This is a genomic window from Micromonospora sp. TSRI0369, assembly GCF_001905625.1.
In the GTDB taxonomy this organism is placed as follows: domain Bacteria; phylum Actinomycetota; class Actinomycetes; order Mycobacteriales; family Micromonosporaceae; genus Micromonospora; species Micromonospora echinospora_A.
On sequence record NZ_LIVU01000003.1, the window covers coordinates 630,912 to 647,444 of the forward strand.

18 protein-coding genes and 1 pseudogene are annotated in these 16,533 nt (G+C 73.4%); 8 read left to right on the top strand and 11 right to left on the bottom strand.

The genetic code is table 11. The annotated features are described in order from the left end of the window. Nucleotide 1 precedes the first annotated feature (1 nt). From AMK25_RS11635 to AMK25_RS11665, 7 genes are all read right to left on the bottom strand, one after another. Complete coding sequence (locus tag AMK25_RS11635) at nucleotides 2-511, bottom strand: NUDIX domain-containing protein (protein ID WP_073828356.1); 510 nt, start codon at nucleotides 509-511, stop codon at nucleotides 2-4. A gap of 40 nt (nucleotides 512-551) precedes the next feature. After that, entirely contained in the window at nucleotides 552-1,112 is a 561-nt protein-coding gene (locus AMK25_RS11640; RefSeq protein ID WP_443189905.1) for an NADAR family protein, read from the bottom strand. A gap of 371 nt (nucleotides 1,113-1,483) precedes the next feature. After that, nucleotides 1,484-2,125, bottom strand: a complete 642-nt coding sequence (locus AMK25_RS11645) for an SRPBCC family protein (RefSeq protein ID WP_073828358.1) — start codon at nucleotides 2,123-2,125, stop codon at nucleotides 1,484-1,486. Continuing rightward, nucleotides 2,122-2,487, bottom strand: coding sequence for an ArsR/SmtB family transcription factor (locus tag AMK25_RS11650; protein ID WP_073828359.1), 366 nt, complete (start codon nucleotides 2,485-2,487; stop codon nucleotides 2,122-2,124). The genes AMK25_RS11645 and AMK25_RS11650 overlap by 4 nt, the downstream gene beginning before the upstream one ends. A 90-nt stretch (nucleotides 2,488-2,577) precedes the next feature. Further along, nucleotides 2,578-3,252, bottom strand: a complete 675-nt coding sequence (locus tag AMK25_RS11655; RefSeq protein ID WP_073828360.1) for a peptidoglycan recognition protein family protein — start codon at nucleotides 3,250-3,252, stop codon at nucleotides 2,578-2,580. Between the two features lie 71 nt (nucleotides 3,253-3,323). Then, nucleotides 3,324-4,070: a lysozyme gene (locus tag AMK25_RS11660; protein ID WP_073828361.1), complete on the bottom strand. Its 747-nt coding sequence runs from the start codon at nucleotides 4,068-4,070 to the stop codon at nucleotides 3,324-3,326. A 126-nt stretch (nucleotides 4,071-4,196) separates the two neighbouring features. Further along, nucleotides 4,197-5,555 carry a flavin monoamine oxidase family protein gene (locus AMK25_RS11665; protein ID WP_241826330.1) on the bottom strand — a complete coding sequence of 453 codons (1,359 nt, stop codon included), beginning with the start codon at nucleotides 5,553-5,555 and terminating at the stop codon, nucleotides 4,197-4,199. A gap of 90 nt (nucleotides 5,556-5,645) precedes the next feature. On the opposite strand from AMK25_RS11665, the gene AMK25_RS11670 reads away from it, so the two are divergent. From AMK25_RS11670 to AMK25_RS11705, 8 genes are all read left to right on the top strand, one after another. Next, on the top strand, nucleotides 5,646-5,996 hold the full coding sequence (locus tag AMK25_RS11670; protein ID WP_013286726.1) for a YciI family protein: 351 nt from the start codon (nucleotides 5,646-5,648) through the stop codon (nucleotides 5,994-5,996). After that, a complete protein-coding gene (locus AMK25_RS11675; protein ID WP_073828363.1) occupies nucleotides 5,993-7,198 on the top strand; it encodes an RNA polymerase sigma factor in 1,206 nt (401 codons plus the stop codon). Before AMK25_RS11670 ends, AMK25_RS11675 begins: the two co-directional genes overlap by 4 nt. Before the next feature lie 138 nt (nucleotides 7,199-7,336). Next, on the top strand, nucleotides 7,337-8,149 hold the full coding sequence (locus tag AMK25_RS11680; protein WP_073828364.1) for an ABC transporter ATP-binding protein: 813 nt from the start codon (nucleotides 7,337-7,339) through the stop codon (nucleotides 8,147-8,149). Then, complete coding sequence (locus AMK25_RS11685; protein ID WP_073828365.1) at nucleotides 8,146-8,862, top strand: ABC transporter ATP-binding protein; 717 nt, start codon at nucleotides 8,146-8,148, stop codon at nucleotides 8,860-8,862. Before AMK25_RS11680 ends, AMK25_RS11685 begins: the two co-directional genes overlap by 4 nt. A 13-nt stretch (nucleotides 8,863-8,875) precedes the next feature. After that, nucleotides 8,876-9,754, top strand: coding sequence for a branched-chain amino acid ABC transporter permease (locus AMK25_RS11690; RefSeq protein WP_073828366.1), 879 nt, complete (start codon nucleotides 8,876-8,878; stop codon nucleotides 9,752-9,754). Next, entirely contained in the window at nucleotides 9,751-10,896 is a 1,146-nt protein-coding gene (locus AMK25_RS11695) for a branched-chain amino acid ABC transporter permease (RefSeq protein ID WP_073828367.1), read from the top strand. Before AMK25_RS11690 ends, AMK25_RS11695 begins: the two co-directional genes overlap by 4 nt. A gap of 50 nt (nucleotides 10,897-10,946) precedes the next feature. Further along, nucleotides 10,947-12,218 (top strand): ABC transporter substrate-binding protein, encoded by a 1,272-nt coding sequence (locus tag AMK25_RS11700; protein ID WP_073828368.1) that lies wholly within the window; start codon nucleotides 10,947-10,949, stop codon nucleotides 12,216-12,218. Nucleotides 12,219-12,312: 94 nt separating this feature from the next. Continuing rightward, nucleotides 12,313-12,939, top strand: a complete 627-nt coding sequence (locus AMK25_RS11705) for a TetR/AcrR family transcriptional regulator (protein ID WP_073828369.1) — start codon at nucleotides 12,313-12,315, stop codon at nucleotides 12,937-12,939. A gap of 39 nt (nucleotides 12,940-12,978) precedes the next feature. On the opposite strand, the gene AMK25_RS11710 is transcribed toward AMK25_RS11705, so the two are convergent. The 4 genes and pseudogenes from AMK25_RS11710 to AMK25_RS11725 form a co-directional block, all read right to left on the bottom strand. Next, nucleotides 12,979-13,566, bottom strand: a complete 588-nt coding sequence (locus AMK25_RS11710; protein ID WP_073828370.1) for a cysteine hydrolase family protein — start codon at nucleotides 13,564-13,566, stop codon at nucleotides 12,979-12,981. A gap of 10 nt (nucleotides 13,567-13,576) precedes the next feature. After that, nucleotides 13,577-15,659 (bottom strand): annotated as a pseudogene (locus AMK25_RS11715) (amylo-alpha-1,6-glucosidase). After that, nucleotides 15,652-16,020: an SCP2 sterol-binding domain-containing protein gene (locus tag AMK25_RS11720; protein ID WP_073828371.1), complete on the bottom strand. Its 369-nt coding sequence runs from the start codon at nucleotides 16,018-16,020 to the stop codon at nucleotides 15,652-15,654. The pseudogene AMK25_RS11715 and the gene AMK25_RS11720 overlap by 8 nt, the downstream one beginning before the upstream one ends. Before the next feature lie 83 nt (nucleotides 16,021-16,103). Continuing rightward, the gene (locus AMK25_RS11725; RefSeq protein WP_073828372.1) at nucleotides 16,104-16,520 is read right to left on the bottom strand and encodes a MarR family winged helix-turn-helix transcriptional regulator; all 417 of its coding nucleotides are present in this window, start codon (nucleotides 16,518-16,520) and stop codon (nucleotides 16,104-16,106) included. Nucleotides 16,521-16,533: the final 13 nt, after the last annotated feature.

The window sequence follows — 16,533 nt, forward strand, 5'->3', positions numbered from 1 at the left end:
GTCAGAGCGGAAGTTGCCCGGCCAGGAAGTCGGCGAGCACCCGGGTGTGCGTGGAGAAGGCCAGCTCGACCGGATCGCTGAGCACCAGCCACTCGGTGGCCTCCTCCGTCGGCGCCGACGGAGGCAGGTCACCGATCGCCCGCTCGGGCAGCACCCCGAAGACCATCATGGTGCCGCCCGCCGGAGCGCCGTGCACCGCGAACAGCCGCGCCTCGCCGGCCTCGGCCAGCAGCCCGGTCTCCTCACGCAGCTCCCGCACGAGCGCCTCGGACCAATCCTCGCCGTACTCGACGAAGCCGCCCGGGAGGGCCAGCAGCCCGCGCGCCGGTTCGATGTCGCGGCGTACCACGACCACGCCGAGCCCCTGCGGCGTGCGCACCGGCAGCACCGCCACCGCGACCGGTAGCGGGTTGCGCCACACCGTCTCGCCGCAGGAGGAGCAGACCCGCGGCCACCCGGCGCCCGCCGGGTAGGCCGCGCCGCAGAAGGAGCAGTGCGAGTACGGGGTCACGCCGCAGCACGTTACCCGCATCTCCGGCACGATTCAGGCGTCACCCCCTCGGGCCGGCGAGCTGGGCGCGCGCCTCCATCAGGGCGAACCCGAGCAGGTTGTCGCCCCGCCAGGTCGCCGGGTCGGCGGCGCGCGGGTCGGCGGCGGTCAGGCCGATGCCCCAGATCCGGTCCGTCGGGCTGGCCTCGACAAGCACCCGGTCGCCGGTGCCGAGCAGGAACCGTCGCAACGTCTCGTGCTGGGAGAACTTGGCCAGGCTGCCGGCCACCACGATCTCGTAGCGGCGGGCCACCCAGGTCGCCTCGTCGAAGTCGCGCACCTGCCGGCCGAGCGCCTTGGCCCGGTGCGGATGCCCGGCGGTCAGCACCCGCTCGGCGACCGCGTGGTCACTGAAGAGGGTGGCCTTGTGCCACATCATCCAGTGCTCGGCGGTGGCGAACTCGCGGCCGTCCACCGTGAACGCCGCCGGCCACCACTGGCTCAGGCAACCCGCGCCGACACTGCCGTCGCGTTGTGGCCGGTGACCCCAGAAGTGCAGGTACTTGAGCGTCTGACCGGCGTCGACGGCGGCGGTCAGGTCGGCGACGGAACGGATCGGCATGCCCCGCAGTCTGCCCCACCCCACCGACATCCCACCCCCGCATTTCCCCCGCGGCAGCGCGCGCCGTTGCCCACGCCGATCACCCGCGTCTCCCGCCGGGACGACCATGGACGTCCTGCCTGGAGAGAGCCGTGTTCCGCATCACGAGACGCGAAGAGATCTTGGAAGGAATCGGCCCCTATGGGGGCCCTTTCGTTCCAAGATCTCGAAGAGCCGGACCGAGGGCCGCGCCGAGGCGGCCGGCGAGCCTGTCGTGCGGTCCGAACCCGCCGATCTTGCGATTCGGTGCCCCGCAAAATCCGTCTACCGGACATTCTGAGGGCCCAAACCGCAAGATCGACGAGGAGAGGGTGGGGGAGGAGGGTAGGGGGTCAGGGCGTGGGGGTGGGGGTGTAGAAGGACCGCACTCGCTCGCCTGCGGCGTGCGCCTCGTCGGCGGGGGTGCCGGCCTCGATGCTTGCCGTTGTCCAGCTCTTGCTGGACTCGGTGACGAAACTGCGGCCCTCTTCCGAGGCCATCCACTCGGCTGCGGCGGCCGGGTCGACGCCAGTGCCGTCGGCCGCGAAGTGGGAGGCCAGCCCGACCAGCGCCAGGTCCCAGCCGATGCCGACCGCGCCCGGGCCGTACTCGGCCCACCGCTGGTCGTCGACGTGCGCGACGTGCTCCAGCTCGAATCGGGTACGCCCGGGGCCGGCCTCGCGCAGCCGCACCTCGATCCAGCTCACCTCGCCGCCGAACTCCCAGGTGGCGGCGAAGCCGTGCGGCGGGTCGCAGCGCTCGACAGTGCCGGCGGCGTTGCCCTCCAGCTGGTAGCGGCCGCCGAGGCTCAGGTCGCCGGAGACCGGCAGGAACCAGCGGGGTATCCGTTCCGGGTTGGTGCAGGCGTCGAAGACGTCGGCCACCGGCGCGTCGTACGTCTGGGCGATGGTGAGCACCCGCGCCTGCCCGGCGGGGAGCGTACGGTCGCCGATGCGGCGCTCGACGGCGCTGATCTGTCCGGTCACGTCGATCATGGGTCGGTCCTCTCGTTGGCGGTGTCGTCCTCGCGCAGCCGTCGTTCGCGGCGGCCCCGGGCCAGCTCGGTGGCGAGTGCCGCCAGTGGTGGCGTCCAGAAGCGGCGGAACCCGGCCAGCCACGCGTCGATCTCGCGCAGCGGGCCGGGGTCCACGGCGTAGAGCCGGCGGGTGCCCTCGGCGCGCACCGTGGTGAAGCCGTGTTCGCGCAACACCTTGAGGTGCTGCGAGACGGCGGGCTGGCTGATGCCGAACTCGCGCCGGACCGTCTCACCGAGCGTCCCGGCGGGCTGCTCACCGTCGGCGAGCAGTTCCAGGATCCGGCGGCGGACCGGGTCGCCGAGGACGTCGAAGGCGTGCACAACACCTTTGTATCAGAGCAGGCTTATATAAGCCAGGGCTGACGTACGCGGGACGCCCGTCGCACCCGGGCGCCCCACGTACCCCCGTGGTCAGCCGCCGAGACGAGCGGCGACGGTACGGCGCAGCTCCGGCAGGCGGTCGTGCAGCAGCCCCGGGCACTGCGTGTTGTTGAAGTCCTTGTGCCCGTAGATCTCGCTCGGCGGGATGCCGTACTGCTGGCAGGTGAACGCGCAGAACGTGACGAGGCTGTTCCAGAGCGCCTGGGGCGGCTGCACGTCCACGTAGATGCCGTCGTTCTCGATGCCGATGGCCTGGCTGTTCTGCCCGACGCAGTGCGCGCCCTGCACCATGGTCTGGCCGTGCAGCAGCGCGTAGAGGCTGCCGTGCCGGCCCTCGGTCAGGTAGCCGCCCCGGCTGTTGGTGAAGTGCTGCCCGGAGTCGAGCCAGCCGTTGCTGTCCATGTGCAGGTTCTGGATGTCGCGGGAGTTGCGGTACGCCTGGGCGAGGCTGTAGTCGGTCGTGTTCGGGAACGCGGTGTGGTGCACGATGATCTTGTTGGGCCGGCTGGCCACCACGCTCACCGGCGACGAGGGCGGGCGGGCGCCCCAGGTCGCGCAGTTGGCGATGGTCGGCTGGTCGACACGGGTGGCGGCGGCCCGCGCGTCGGGGCCGGAGCTGATCTGGGTCAGCGCGCCGACGCCGGCGGCGGCGCCGAGCAGGACCGCGCCACGCAGTACGGTCCGCCGGGGGACAGGAACAGACATCGCAGCTCCTCGGGAGAGAGGGACGGCCGGGCGTGGCGGGACCGGCACCGCCCGCCACGTCCGGGCCGGGGTCAGCAGGGTCCGTTGCAGGCCAGGACGCGCAGCCGGTCGAGCGAGCCGTTCCAGACGTTCTGGTCGCCGGGGAAGACACCGGAGGAGGACCACTGCCAGAACGAGTACGTGCCCCAGCCCGCCGGCAGCGTGCCGACGCTGCTGGAGTACCTGGCGATCCACAGGGGGTTGTTGGCGGCGAACTGCGAGGTGTTGCCGGTGCAGGTGCTCCACCAGTCGGTGGTGGTGTAGATGGTGGCCCACCGGCCGGTGCGGGCGTGGTACTGGTTGACGAACGAGGCGATCCAGCTGCGCATCGACGCCTGGCTCAGCCCGTAGCAGGTCGCGCCGTACGGGTTGTACTCGATGTCCAGTGCGCCGGGCAGCGTCCGCCCGTCCTTGGACCAGCCGCCGCCGTGGTCGACGAAGTAGTTGGCCTGGACGGCGCCGCTGGTGGTGTCGGGGCGGGCGAAGTGGTACGAGCCGCGGATCATCCCGACGTTGTAGGAGCCGTTGTACTGCTGGGCGAAGTACGGGTTGGTGTAGTACGTGCCCTCGGTGGCCTTGACGTACGCGAACCGGGCGCCGTTGGCCCACGCGCCGGACCAGTTCACGTTGCCCTGGTAGCTGGAGACGTCCATGCCTGGTAGTCCGGCCGGGGCGGCGGAGGCGGGGGCCGTCCCGGACAGGGTTGCGGCGGCGACGGTGACGGTGGCGAGCAGCGCGGCTCCGGCCGCGCGCAGCGCCGATCGGATCGATTCGTGCATCTGTCCTCCCTGGGGGTTGCCGCGCTCCGGCGGCGGGAGTATGACGAAAGGAACTGTCGTCATTAGTGCACAGGGCGGAGAAACTTTTCAATAGAACACATCGAAGAATCTCGCTGGACAGGGTGCTCAGCCGAGTTGGGCGAGCGCCTCGGCGGCGGCGCGCTCGCCGGCGGTCACCGCGCCCTCCAGGTAGCCGCTCCACCGGGTCGCGGTCTCGGTGCCGGCCCAGTGCACCCGCCCGGCCGGCGTCCGCAACTCCGGGCCGTAGTCGCGCCACGCGCCGGGCGGCAGGACGCCGCAGAAGCAGCCGCGCGTCCACTCGTCTGCCGACCAGTCGTACTCGACGAGGTCGTCGGGGCGCGCGGCGGCCGGGCCGAAGATCGCGGCGAGCGCGTCGCGCAGCGCGTCCCGGCGCGCGTCCTCCGGCAGCCGGCGCAGCGCCCGGGCCTGCGCGCCGTAGCTGAACGCGGTGAGGACCCCGCCCGACGCGTCCGGCAGCGAGTTGTCCACCGTCTCGGTCAGCGGTCCGGTGTCCGTGCTGGACACCCCGGAGCGGCCGTCGGCCCGCCAGAACGGCTCCGGGTAGAGCGCGTGGACCTTGAGCGCCACGCCCATCGGCATCCGCTGGGTCAGGCCGTCGCGCAGCGGCGGCAGCGGCGGATCGTACCGGATGCGCCCGGCCAGCGTCGGCGCCAGCGCGACCACCACCGCGTCGCCGTGGTGCGTCTCGCCGCCGGAGCGCACCCGCACGCCGCCGTCGTCCTGCGCGACGCCGTCCACCGGCGCGCGCAGGCGCAGGCTCCCGGGAGGCAGCGCGGCGGCCATCCGCTCGGCCAGCGCGGCCGGGCCACCGGCGATCCGGTCCTGCTGGGCACCGCCTGCCATGCGCAGCAGCGACCGGGTGCCGCCGCCGCTGCGCAGGTAGAACAGCATGTGCAGCAGCGAGACCTCGTCCGGCGAGGCGGCCAGCAGGCCACCGGCGAGCATCCGGCCCGCGTACCCGGCGGTGACCGGGTCGGCCCCGCTCGCGTCGAGCCAGCCGCCGAACGTGATCCGGTCCCACCGCGCCGCCCCGTCGGCCCGCCACGGCGCGGCCGGGTCGACACCGGCCGTCATCTCGTCCAGCGTGCCCAGCAGCCCGGACAGTCCCGGCGGCTCGCCGGTGGCCGGGCGCCCGCCGAGCAGCAGCGTCGGCGCGCCGTGTGCGGGGGAGGGAAACGTGGCCAGGCCGTACGCGGCGACGAGCGCGTACATCCGGTCCTGGGTGGGGCCGATCCACTGCGCGCCCAGATCGAGCCAGCCGCCGCCGGGCAACGGGCGGCTGAGCGTCCGGCCGCCCACCCGGTCCCGCGCCTCCAGCACCCGCACCTGCGCGCCGGCGGCGTCCAGCGCGAGCGCGCAGGCCAGCCCGGAGAACCCGGCGCCCACGACGACGACCCGGTGGCGGCGCACGCGACGGCGTACCCCGCTCCCGGCCGGATTCACCCGGCCCGGCGTGTCGAAACCGGCGTCAGTCGTTCGTGTGGAGGGTGAAGGGACGGCGCGGGGCCGTCCGACGGCGGTGAGGAGAAACCGATGAAGCAGTACCTGATCAGCATGTACCAGCCCGCCGGCGAGGGCCGCCCGGACCCGGAGTTCCTGGCCGGGGTGATGCGTGAGGTCGAGGCCATCGGCCGGGACCTGCGGGAGGCCGGGTGCTGGGTGTTCGGCAACGGCCTGCACGACCCGCAGACCGCCACCGTGCTGCGCCCGGCCGGTGACGAGGTGCTGGTCACCGACGGGCCGTTCGCCGAGGGCAAGGAGTACCTGGGCGGCGTCACCATCATCCGGGCGCCCGACCTGGACGCCGCGCTGGACTGGGGCCGCCGCTACGCGCTGGCCACCACGCTGCCGATCGAGGTCCGCCCGTTCCAGGGCGAGGGATGACCGAACTCGAACGGGTCTTCCGGGCCGAGTACGGCCGCGCGGTAGCCGTCCTGGTCCGTCTCCTCGGCGACATCGACCTCGCCGAGGAGGCGGTCCAGGAGGCGTTCACGATCGCCGTCTCGCGCTGGGCCGCCGACGGGCCGCCGCCCAGCCCGGCCGGCTGGATCATCACCACCGCCCGGAACCGGGCGATCGACAGGTTGCGCCGCGAGGCCACCCGGGCCGCCCGGCACGCCGAGGCCGCCCTGCTGCACGCCGCCGACCCGCCCGCCGAGGAGGGGCCCGTGCCCGACGACCGCCTGCGCCTGATCTTCACCTGCTGCCATCCGGCGCTCGCCGCGCCCGCCCGGGTGGCGTTGACGCTGCGCCTGCTCGGCGGCCTGAGCACCGCCGAGATCGCGCGCGCCTTCCTGGTGCCGGAGCGAACCATGGCGCAGCGTCTGGTCCGGGCCAAGGCGAAGATCCGTGACGCCGGTATCCCGTACCGGGTGCCGCGCGACGCCGACCTGCCGGACCGGCTGCGCGGGGTGCTCGCGGTGGTCTATCTGATCTTCAACGAGGGGCACACCGCGAGCGTGGGGGAGCGGCTGGGCCGCGCCGAGCTGGGCGCCGAGGCGATCCGGCTGGGCCGGCTGCTGGTGACGCTGATGCCGGACGAGCCGGAGGCGCTCGGCCTGCTCGCGCTGATGCTGCTCACCGAGTCGCGCCGGGACGCCCGGACCGGGCCGGACGGGGCGCCGGTGTCGCTGTCCGAGCAGGACCGTGGCCGATGGGACCGGGAACTGATCGCCGAGGGCCAGGATCTGGTCCGCCGGTGCCTGCGGCGGGACCGGCCCGGCCCGTACCAGATCCAGGCCGCGATCGGCGCGGTGCACGCGGACGCGCCCACCGCCGCCGCCACCGACTGGCGGCAGATCCTCGCGCTCTACGACCGGCTCGCGGCCGTCGCGCCCGGACCGGTGGTGGCGCTGAACCGGGCGGTCGCGCTGGCCGAGGTACGCGGACCGGCTGCCGCGCTGGCCGAAGTGGACCGGCTGGACCTGACCGGATACCACGTGTGGCACGCGATCCGGGCCGACCTGCTGCGCCGCCTCGATCGTCCGGCGCAGGCCCGGATCGCGTACGACGCGGCGATCGCCGGCACCGGCAACGCGGCGGAGCAAACGTTCCTGCGCCGTGCCCGCGACCGGATGGCGGGATGATCACACCGACAGTGCACGTTGGAGGCCGGTGAGCCCGGCAAATGAACCGTGATCGTGTGGGCATTGACGCGGCGGCAGAGAAAAGTACACTCCCGGTGTAATTAGTTTTCCCGCTCCGTCGACCGGCACGAGGTGACGATGAGCCCACCGGCCACCCCCGCCGACGATCAGGGCCTGACGCTGCACCACGTCGGCGTACGCTTCGGCGGCCTGGTCGCCCTCGACGACGTCTCGCTGCGCGTACCGCCCGGCCGGGTCGTCGGCGTGATCGGGCCCAACGGCGCCGGCAAGACCACGCTGTTCAACGTGGTCTGCGGCTTCGTCCGCCCGACCGAGGGTTCGCTCACCCTCGACGGCCGGCCGTTCCGGCCCCGCCCGCACGCCCTCACCCGGCTCGGCATCGCCCGCACGCTCCAGGGCGTCGGACTGTTCGGCGGGCTGACCGTGCTGGAGAACGTGGTGGCCGGCGCGAGCCACACCGCACGGGCCGGATTCGCCGCCGCGCTGTTCGGCCTGCCGCGCAGCGACCGCGACGAGCGGCGGCTGCGCGCCCGGGCTCTGGACCTGCTCGCCGAGTTGGGCATCGACAAGTACGCCGACGCCCCGCCGGGCACCCTGCCCTATGCGGTACGCAAGCGGGTCGCGCTGGCCCGCGCGCTGATCGCCCGTCCCCGGCTGCTGCTGCTCGACGAGCCGGCCGGCGGGCTCGGCGCCGACGACGTGGCCGAGCTGGCCGACCTGGTCCGCGCGTTGCCGGATCGGGAGGACGGCTGCGCCGTGCTGCTCGTCGAGCACCACATGGACCTGGTCATGTCCGTCTGCCACGACCTCGTGGTGCTCGACTTCGGCAAGGTGATCGCCGCCGGGCCCCCGGAGAGCATCCGCGACGACCCAAGGGTCACCGAGGCGTACCTGGGCGCCGAGGTGCCCGCCGAGGGGAGCGCGTCGTGACCGCCGTGCTGGAGGTGGAGGCGCTCAGCTGCGGCTACGGCCCGGTGCCGGTGCTGCGCGACGTCGCGCTCACCGTCCCGGCCGGCACCGTAACCGCCGTGCTCGGCGCCAACGGCGCCGGGAAGACCACGCTGCTGCGTACCCTCTCGGGTCTGCTGCGGCCCACCAGCGGCCGGATCCGGTACGCGGGGGAGGACCTGCGCGGCGTCCGGGTGGAACACCTGGTCCGGCGCGGACTGGCGCACGTGCCGGAGGGGCGCGGCGTGGTGACCGAGCTGACAGTGGCGGAGAACCTGCGCCTGGGCGGGCTGTGGCGGCGCGACCGGGCCGACGCCCGGCGCGCGCAGGACGAGGTGTACGAGCTGTTCCCGGCGCTGGCCCGCCGCCGCGACCACGCCGGACACCAGCTCTCCGGCGGCGAACGGCAGATGCTCGCCATCGGCCGCGCGCTCATCGCCCGGCCCCGGCTGCTGCTGCTCGACGAGCCGTCGCTCGGGTTGGCGCCCAAGGTCACCGCGCAGATCATGGCGCTGCTGCGGCGGCTGCGCGACGAACGGGGGCTCACCGTGCTGCTGGTCGAGCAGAACGTGCGCAGCGCGCTCTCCGTCGCCGACCAGGGCATCGTCATGTCGCTCGGACGCGTGGTCACCGCCGCGCCGGCCGCCCGGCTGCGCGACGACGACCAGCTCCGGCACGCGTACCTCGGATTCTAGGAAGGGGTCGCGGATGGAGCGGTTCTGGTTCCTCACCTTCGACGGGCTCGCCGGCGGGGCGGTCTACGCGGCGTTCGCGCTCGCGCTGGTGCTCATCTGGCGGGCCGCCCGGGTGGTCAACTTCGCCCAGGGCGCGATGGCGGTGGCCACCGCCTACGTCGGCTACGCGGTCGTCTCCGCCACCGGCTCGTACTGGCTGGGCCTGGCCGCCGCGATCCTGTCCGGACTGGCCCTGGGCGCGCTGGTGGAGCGGGTGCTGATGCGGTTCGCCGGCCCCGGCGGCCCGCTCAACCAGGTGATCGTCGCGCTCGGGCTGGTGCTCGTCATCCAGGCGGTGCTCGGCATGGTGTTCGGCAACGACTACCGGCCCGCCCCGGCGCCGTTCGACACCGACGCGCTCACCATCGCCGGGGTGGCCGCGTTGTCCCCGTACGACCTGTGGGTGCTCGGCGCGGCCCTCACAGTGGTGGCGCTGCTCGCGGTGCTGTTCACCCGTACCCCGGTCGGCCTGCGGATGCGGGCCGCCGCGTTCGCGCCCGAGGTGTCCCGGCTGCTCGGCGTCAGCGTCGGCCGGATGCTCACGCTGGGCTGGGCGCTCGCCGCCGGGGTCGGCGCGCTGGCCGGGATGCTGGTCGTCCCCACCGGACTCGGCCTGCACTCACACGCCATGGACCTGGTCTTCGTGGTCGCGTTCACCGCCGCCGTGGTCGGCGGCCTGGACAGCCCGGCCGGCGCCGTCGTCGGCGGCCTGCTGGTCGGGCTGATCCTGTCCTACGTCACCGGCTACCTGGGACCGGACACCACCCCGCTGGCCGTCCTGGTGCTGCTGCTGGCCGTCCTGCTGGTCCGCCCCGGCGGGCTCTTCTCCGCGGCGAGAGCGAGGCACGTGTGACGAGCACCCCCACCAAGATCGCGGCCGCGGCGCCGTCCCCGCTGCGGCGGCTGCTCCCCGGCGCACCGGCCGGACGCGAGGCGCGCGGCTCCACGCTGCTGCGCCACCTGGCGGTGGCCGTGTTCGTCGGCACGCTCGTCGTGCTGGTCACCAACCAGCTCGCGCCGTACCAGAACCTCCAGGTGGCGCGCGTCTGCGCGTTCCTCTGCGTCACCGCGGGGCACACCGTGCTGGTCGGGCTCAACGGCCAGCTCTCCCTCGGGCACGGCGCGCTGATGGCCACCGGCGCGTACACCATGGCCCTGACCCAGCAGGCCCTCGACGAGCGGGCCGTACGCGGCTGGTGGACGCTGCCCGCGTCGCTGCTGGTCGCCGTCGCGGTGACCGCGCTCGGCGGGCTCGTGGTCGGGCTGGCGGCGGCCCGGCTGCGCGGCCCCTACCTGGCCGGCGTGACGCTCGCCGTGGCGACGCTCGTCCCGGCGGTCACCACGATCTTCACCGGCGTGTTCAACGGCGAACAAGGTCTGTCGTTCCCGGCGCAGACGCCACCGGCGGCGCTCGGCGCCTACTTCCAGCCGGAACGCTGGCTGGCCTGGATCGCGCTGGCCGCCGCGCTGCTCACCATGCTGCTGCTGGCCAACCTGGTGCGCAGCCGCTTCGGCCGGTCCCTGCGTGCGGTCCGCGACGACGAGGTCGCGGCCCGGCTCGCCGGCATCCCGGTGGCCCGCACGCAGGTGCTCGCGTTCGTGGTCAGCGCCGCCTGCGCCGGCCTGGGCGGCGGCGTGTACGCCATGCTCACCGCCACCGTCGCGCCCGGCAAGTTCCCGCTGGACCTGTCGCTGTTCCTGCTCATGGCGATCGTGATCGGCGGGCTGGGCAGCCTGGCCGGCGCGGTCTGGGGAGCGGTGCTGCTGGTGGCGCTCCAGGACCTGCCCGGCCTGCTCACCGAACACCTCGACCTCTCCGCCGGGCTGGCCCAGCGGCTGGAGGGCAACCTCGCGCTGGCCGTGTTCGGCCTGATCCTCATCGTCGTCATGCTCGCCGCCCCGGGCGGCCTCCAGGGCGGGGTGCGTGCCGTCGGCACCCGGCTGCGCGCGGCCGTCCGCAGCCGTCGCGCGCCCCGCCGGTCGCCGGACCGCTGACCTCACCGGTTCCACCCACCGTTCGCACCGTCGCACCGGAATGGAGAACCATGCGCCCCACCACCCGCCGCGTTCTCGCGGCCGCCGCCGGCCTGGCCCTGCTGGCCGCGTTGCCTGCCTGCGCAGACGACGAGAAGCAGGCCGCCGAGAACGTCCCCGGCGTCAGCGACTCCGAGGTCGTCATCGGCACCCACCAACCGCTCACCGGACCGGCCGCACCCGGCTACTCGAAGATCTCCGCCGCCACGAAGGCGTACTTCGAGCACGTCAACAGCAAGGGCGGCGTACACGGCCGGAAGATCGTCTACAAGGTCATGGACGACGGCTACAACCCCGCCAACACCGAGAACGTGGTCCGCAAGCTGGTGCTCGACGACAAGGTCTTCGCGCTGCTCGGCGGCCTGGGCACGCCCACGCACACGAACGTGCTGGAGTTCGTCAAGACGCAGAAGGTGCCGGACCTGTTCGTCGCCTCCGGCAGCCGCAACTGGAACCAGCCGGACAAGTACCCGACCACGTTCGGCTGGCAGCCCGACTACACGGTCGAGGGCAAGATCCTGGCCAGCTACGTCAAGCGCGAGTTCCCCGGCGCGAAGGTCTGCCACTTCGGGCAGAACGACGACTTCGGGCGGGACTCGCTCGCCGGCGTCGAGCAGGTCCTCGGCCCGGTCGCGGCGAAGCAGACGTACACCACCACGAACCAGCAGGTCGGCCCGGCGATCGGCGCGCTGCGCGCGGCCGGCTGCCAGGTGGTCATCTCGGCGACCATCCCGGGCTTCACCGCGCTCGCCATGGGCCAGGCCGCCGGGCAGGGCTTCAAGGCGCAGTGGGTGGTCTCCAACGTGGGCGCCGACTACACCACGCTGGCCGCCCAGCTCGGTGACAAGAAGGTGATCCTCGAGGGCATGGTGGCCGACAACTACCTGCCGAACGTGAGCGACACCGCGAACCCGTGGATCCAGGAGTTCACCAAGATCCACCAGAAGTACAACGCCGGCAACCCGGTCGACGGCAACGCGATCTACGGCTACTCGATGGCGTACACGTTCGTCCAGGCGATGCTCGCCGCCGGGCCGGACCCCACCCGGGAGAAGCTGGTCGAGGCCGTGCGCAAGGGCGGCTTCCGCGGGCCCGGCCTGGTTCCCTTCCGGTACGCCGACGGCGTGCACGCCGGCTACGGCGGCGTGCGGCTGACCAAGGTGAGCAACGGCGCCCAGGCGTACTTCGGTCCCGCGTACACCACCGACGACGGTGACGGCGCGGTCACCGAGTTCACCGAGCCGCCGACCGCCCCGCCGGCGGACGCCGTACCGACCGCCTGACCTCGCTCGTGCCGCCGGGCAGCCGGGTGCCTGCTGCCCGGCGGCACGACCGTAGAGTGGCCGCCGGTACCCGAGCACAGGAGAACCCGTACCCATGATCGAGCTGGAGACCGACCCGCCGGAACGGGTGGACGGCCGGGCGGCACGGGCCGAGCGGACCCGGGCCGCGATCGTGGAGGCGCACCTGGCCCTGATCGACTCCGGTGACCTGCGGCCCACCGGAGAGCGGATCGCCGAGCGGGCCGGGGTGTCGCTGCGCACGCTCTGGACCAACTTCAAGGACATGGAGACGCTGTTCGCGGCGACCGGGCGGCGCGTCGGCGAACGGCAGGCAGCCGCCTGGCGGCCGGTGTCGCCGGAGCTGCCGCTGACCGCCCGGATCGCCGCGTTCTGCGACCAGCGCGCCCGGCTGCTGGAGCTGCTGGCGCCCTCGGCCCGCGCGTCGGCGCTGCGGGAGCCGTTCTCCCCGCAACTGCGCCGCAACCGGGAGGCGGCCGTCGCCCGGGTCCGCCACGAGATCGAGGCGGTGTTCGCCCCGGAGCTGGCGCAGGCCGGGCCGGACCGGGACCAGTTGCTGGACGCGCTCACGGTGGCCGGCACCTGGTCGGCGTGGTCGATGATGCGCGACTCGATGGGGCTCGACGTCGACGCCGCCCGCGCCGTGATGGCGCGCATGCTGGGCGCGCTGCTGGTCGACGCGATCGCCGCCGGCCTGCGCTGAACGCTCCCGGCTGCCTGCGCTGAGCGCCCCGGCGGCCGGTCAGGCGATCTCGCCGGTGGTGGCGATCTCGCCGAGCTGGCCCAGCGTGCTCAGGTAGGCGTCGTGCAGCTCGTCGGTGGCCGCCGTGCACGCGTCGGAGACGGTGACGATGCGGTACCCGTTGTCGACCGCCTGGTAGGCGGTGGAGGCGACGGCCAGGTTCGTCGCGACGCCGGTGAACACGACGGTCCGCACGCCCCGGCCGCGCAGGATCACGTCCAATTCGGTGCCGGAGAATCCGCCGAGCCGGGTGCCGGTGACCACGACGTCGCCGGGCTGCCGCGCGACCTCGTCGACGATCCGGGTCTTCGGGTCGCCCTCCAGGAACGCCCCGCGTTCGGCGATCATCACGAAGCTCGGGGTGTTGGCGATCAGGTCGGGGTAGCCGGGCCGGTAGGCCACGCGGGTGAAGACCACGAGGCCGCCCGCCGCCCGCGCGGCGGCGGCGACCCGGGCCGCGTTCGCCGCCACGCCGTGCCGGGCCACCTGGTCGGCGAAGAACGGGCCGAAGACGCCGTCCGGGCTGACCACCTCGTGTTGCCAGTGGACGCCCACGACCGCGGTGTCTGTCCAGTCGATGCGCTGCATGTCGGTCCCGTCACGGTGCGGAGAGCTGCTGCGGCGCCAGCTCGTAACGGCTCAGGCCGCCGGCGGCGGTGCTCCTGCCGAAGGCGTCCCGGCGTCCCCAGCGGCCGGGGACATCGAGCAGCGCCACGTAGTCGAGGCTAGCAGGCAGGGCGGGCCGGGCCACGAGATCGTCGCCGACCGGCCGGAGGCCGAGCATCGTCCGCAGGAGCAGCAGTGGCGCCCCGGCCGACCAGGCCTGCGGGCTGCACGCGGTCGGATACCGGATCGGGTAGCGGGTCTCGGACCGGGCGTGTCCGGCGAACGCCTCCGGCAGCCGGCCGTCGTAGAAGGCCGCCGCGTCCAGGATGCCGGCCGCGATGCGGGCCGCCTCGTCGGCGTAGCCGTAGCGCCGCAGTCCCCAGGCGATGAACGAGTTGTCGAACGGCCAGATGGTCCCGACGTGGTAGCCCACCGGGTTGTAGCGGGCCTCGCCCTCGGCCAGCGTGCGGACACCCCAGCCGCTGAACATCGCCGGTGACATCAGGTGCCGCACGAGGGCCTCGGCCTTCGGCTCCTCGACGATGCCGCTCCACAGCAGGTGGCCGATGTTCGACGGCGTCCACCTTGCTGCCGTCGCCGTCGAGCGCCAGCGCCATGTACTCGCCGTCGTCGATCCAGAAGTCGTGGTTGAAGCGGCGCTTGAGTTCGGCGGCGTCCCGCTCCAGCCGGTCCGCGTACGCCGGGTCGTGCCAGATCTCGCGGGCCAGCCGGGCGGTGCGCACCTTCGCGTCGTACGCGTACCCCTGGAGTTCGCAGGTGGCGCGCGGGAAGCCCGGCAGCCGGCCGTCGCGGTAGGAGATGCTGTCCCAGGAGTCCTTCCAGCACTGGTTCTCCAGGCCGTTCACCGGGTTGCGCCGCTCGTAGGAGACGTACCCGTTGCCGGCCCGGTCGGCGTAGTGGTCGATCCAGTCGACGGCCGCCCGCGCCTCCTGCTCCACCGCGCGGACGAGGGCGGCGTCGCCGGTCCACCGTTCGTACTCGTCGAGCAGCACGAGGAACAGGGGAGTGGCGTCCGCGCTGCCGAAGTAGGGGCTGTGCGGTGTCTCGTCGAAGACGGTCAGCTCGCCGTAGCGCATCTCGTGCAGGATCCGGCCCGGCTCCTCCTCCCGGAAGTCGTCGATCCGGCTGCCCTGCCGGAAGGCGAGCACGGTGAGCGTGGTGGCGGCGAGTTCGGGTGCGAACGGCAGCGCCTGGAGGCTGGTGAGGATGCTGTCGCGGCCGAACAGGCTCATGAACCAGGGCAGCCCGGCGGCCAGGACGCACCCGGTCCCGGCGAGGAACGGGCTGAACCGCAGCGCGGCCAGGTCGATGAGGCTCTGCCGGTAGGTGTTCTGCAACGGTCCCCAGCTGGTCTCCAGCCGCGGTGCCCGGTCCAGCCACTCCCGTAGCTCGGCGGGCTTGTTCCGGGCGTGGCCCTCGACCCGCCCGGGCAGGCTGAGCCGCTCCAGCCCTCGGGGCAGGGGGAGGTCCGGCTCGGCGGTCAGCCGGGTCTGCCACCGGCCGCGCGGCTCGATGTGCACGCGCAGCGTCAGGCCGCCCTCGTCCACCTCCGCCGGAGCCGTCGCCGACACGATGGTCTCGCGGCGGTAGCGTTCGCGCTGGTAACCCAGGACGAGTCGCGGGCCGTCGACCCTCCGGTAGTGCCGCCCCTCGCGGCTCGTCGTGCCCTCCTTGACCGCGAAGAGGTCAGCGAAGTCCGCGTCCACCTCGATCCGCACGGTCAGGTCGACGGGCCGCCGGTCGTTGTTGACCAGGACCAGGTCCTCCTGGAGTCCGCTGTTCAGCGTGTGGGTGCGGCGCACCTCGAGCGTGCTGTTGACGTAGACGTCCTGAGCGCCCGGGACCAGGTAGAACCGGTTCTCGAAGTACTGGATGTCGTCGATCGACAGCGTGCTGAGCCGCTCGCCGTCGATGGTGAGCTGCCACCGGGACAGCAGGCGGGTGTCGTGGGCGAACAGACCGTGGGTGCCGTCGGCCGCCGGGACGATGTCGCCCGCCCGGTCGCACACCAGGAAGATCGTCCCGTCGAAGATGCCGACGTGGTCGTCACCCATTGTCGTCCTCCCGGTGTGGTTCCGGGCGCGAGCCGGGCGGGGAGGGGAACAGCCGGCGTACGGTCGCGAACAGCCGCGGGCTGCCCTCCACCTCGGCCTCGCCGCGCAGGACGGTGGTCAGGAAGTACGCCTCGCCCCGGGCGATCCGGTCGAAGACGGCCCGGTCCGCCCGGACGACCGCGTCCCCGCCGGTGGCCTGCCGTGCCGCAGTGACCTCGCCCCGCGCGATGGAGACCAGCCAGTGGTCGACCGACCCGTCACCGGCGATGTCGAACCGGACGGTGCCCTCGTGGAGCGCTGTCAGCCCGCGCTGCCTGCGCTGCCCCAGGCTCCGGAAGAACTCTTCGGTGGCGTCGACCATCGGCCCTCCTCCCGATGGCGCTATTCCCCGCTACGGGGCCTGTCGCCTCACCCGGAACGGGTGAAACCGGGGAAGCCGGAGACCTAGTCCTCGCGCAGGCGGCGCAGGATCCGGGCCAGCTCAGCCTGGTCGCCCGGCGAGAGCACGCCGAAGAACCGTTCCGCCTCGGTGGCCCGCGCCTGCCGGATCGCGGTGCCCACCCGCTCGCCCTCGGCGGTGGGCGCGACGAGCGTGGCCCGCCTGTCGGCCGGATCGGGCCGGCGCTCGACCAGCCCACGCTCCTGCAATCCGTCGACCACTTCGGTGGCCGAGCGCGGCGCGATGCGCAGGTGCTCGGCGAGCGCGCCGGGACGCAGCGCGCCGTGGCGCATCAGCACGCCGAGCGCCCGCGCCTGCCCGGGGCTGATCTCCCACGGCGCAAGCGCACGCTTGGTCTGGTGCCGCAGCCGGCGGGTCACCGCCCAGAACGTCTCGGCCAGGCTCTCGTCGCTGCCGTCCACGGGGAATACGGTA

Excerpts from the sequence above, each read along its gene's own strand:
- AMK25_RS11700 (WP_073828368.1), top strand. The coding sequence starts at position 10,947 with ATGCGCCCCACCACCCGCCGCGTTCTCGCGGCCGCCGCCGGCCTGGCC.
- AMK25_RS11705 (WP_073828369.1), top strand. The coding sequence starts at position 12,313 with ATGATCGAGCTGGAGACCGACCCGCCGGAACGGGTGGACGGCCGGGCG.
- AMK25_RS11710 (WP_073828370.1), bottom strand. The coding sequence starts at position 13,566 with ATGCAGCGCATCGACTGGACAGACACCGCGGTCGTGGGCGTCCACTGG.
- AMK25_RS11690 (WP_073828366.1), top strand. The coding sequence starts at position 8,876 with ATGGAGCGGTTCTGGTTCCTCACCTTCGACGGGCTCGCCGGCGGGGCG.
- AMK25_RS11675 (WP_073828363.1), top strand. The coding sequence starts at position 5,993 with ATGACCGAACTCGAACGGGTCTTCCGGGCCGAGTACGGCCGCGCGGTA.
- AMK25_RS11645 (WP_073828358.1), bottom strand. The coding sequence starts at position 2,125 with ATGATCGACGTGACCGGACAGATCAGCGCCGTCGAGCGCCGCATCGGC.
- AMK25_RS11640 (WP_443189905.1), bottom strand. The coding sequence starts at position 1,112 with ATGCCGATCCGTTCCGTCGCCGACCTGACCGCCGCCGTCGACGCCGGT.
- AMK25_RS11720 (WP_073828371.1), bottom strand. The coding sequence starts at position 16,020 with ATGGTCGACGCCACCGAAGAGTTCTTCCGGAGCCTGGGGCAGCGCAGG.
- AMK25_RS11655 (WP_073828360.1), bottom strand. The coding sequence starts at position 3,252 with ATGTCTGTTCCTGTCCCCCGGCGGACCGTACTGCGTGGCGCGGTCCTG.
- AMK25_RS11680 (WP_073828364.1), top strand. The coding sequence starts at position 7,337 with ATGAGCCCACCGGCCACCCCCGCCGACGATCAGGGCCTGACGCTGCAC.
- AMK25_RS11660 (WP_073828361.1), bottom strand. The coding sequence starts at position 4,070 with ATGCACGAATCGATCCGATCGGCGCTGCGCGCGGCCGGAGCCGCGCTG.
- AMK25_RS11670 (WP_013286726.1), top strand. The coding sequence starts at position 5,646 with ATGAAGCAGTACCTGATCAGCATGTACCAGCCCGCCGGCGAGGGCCGC.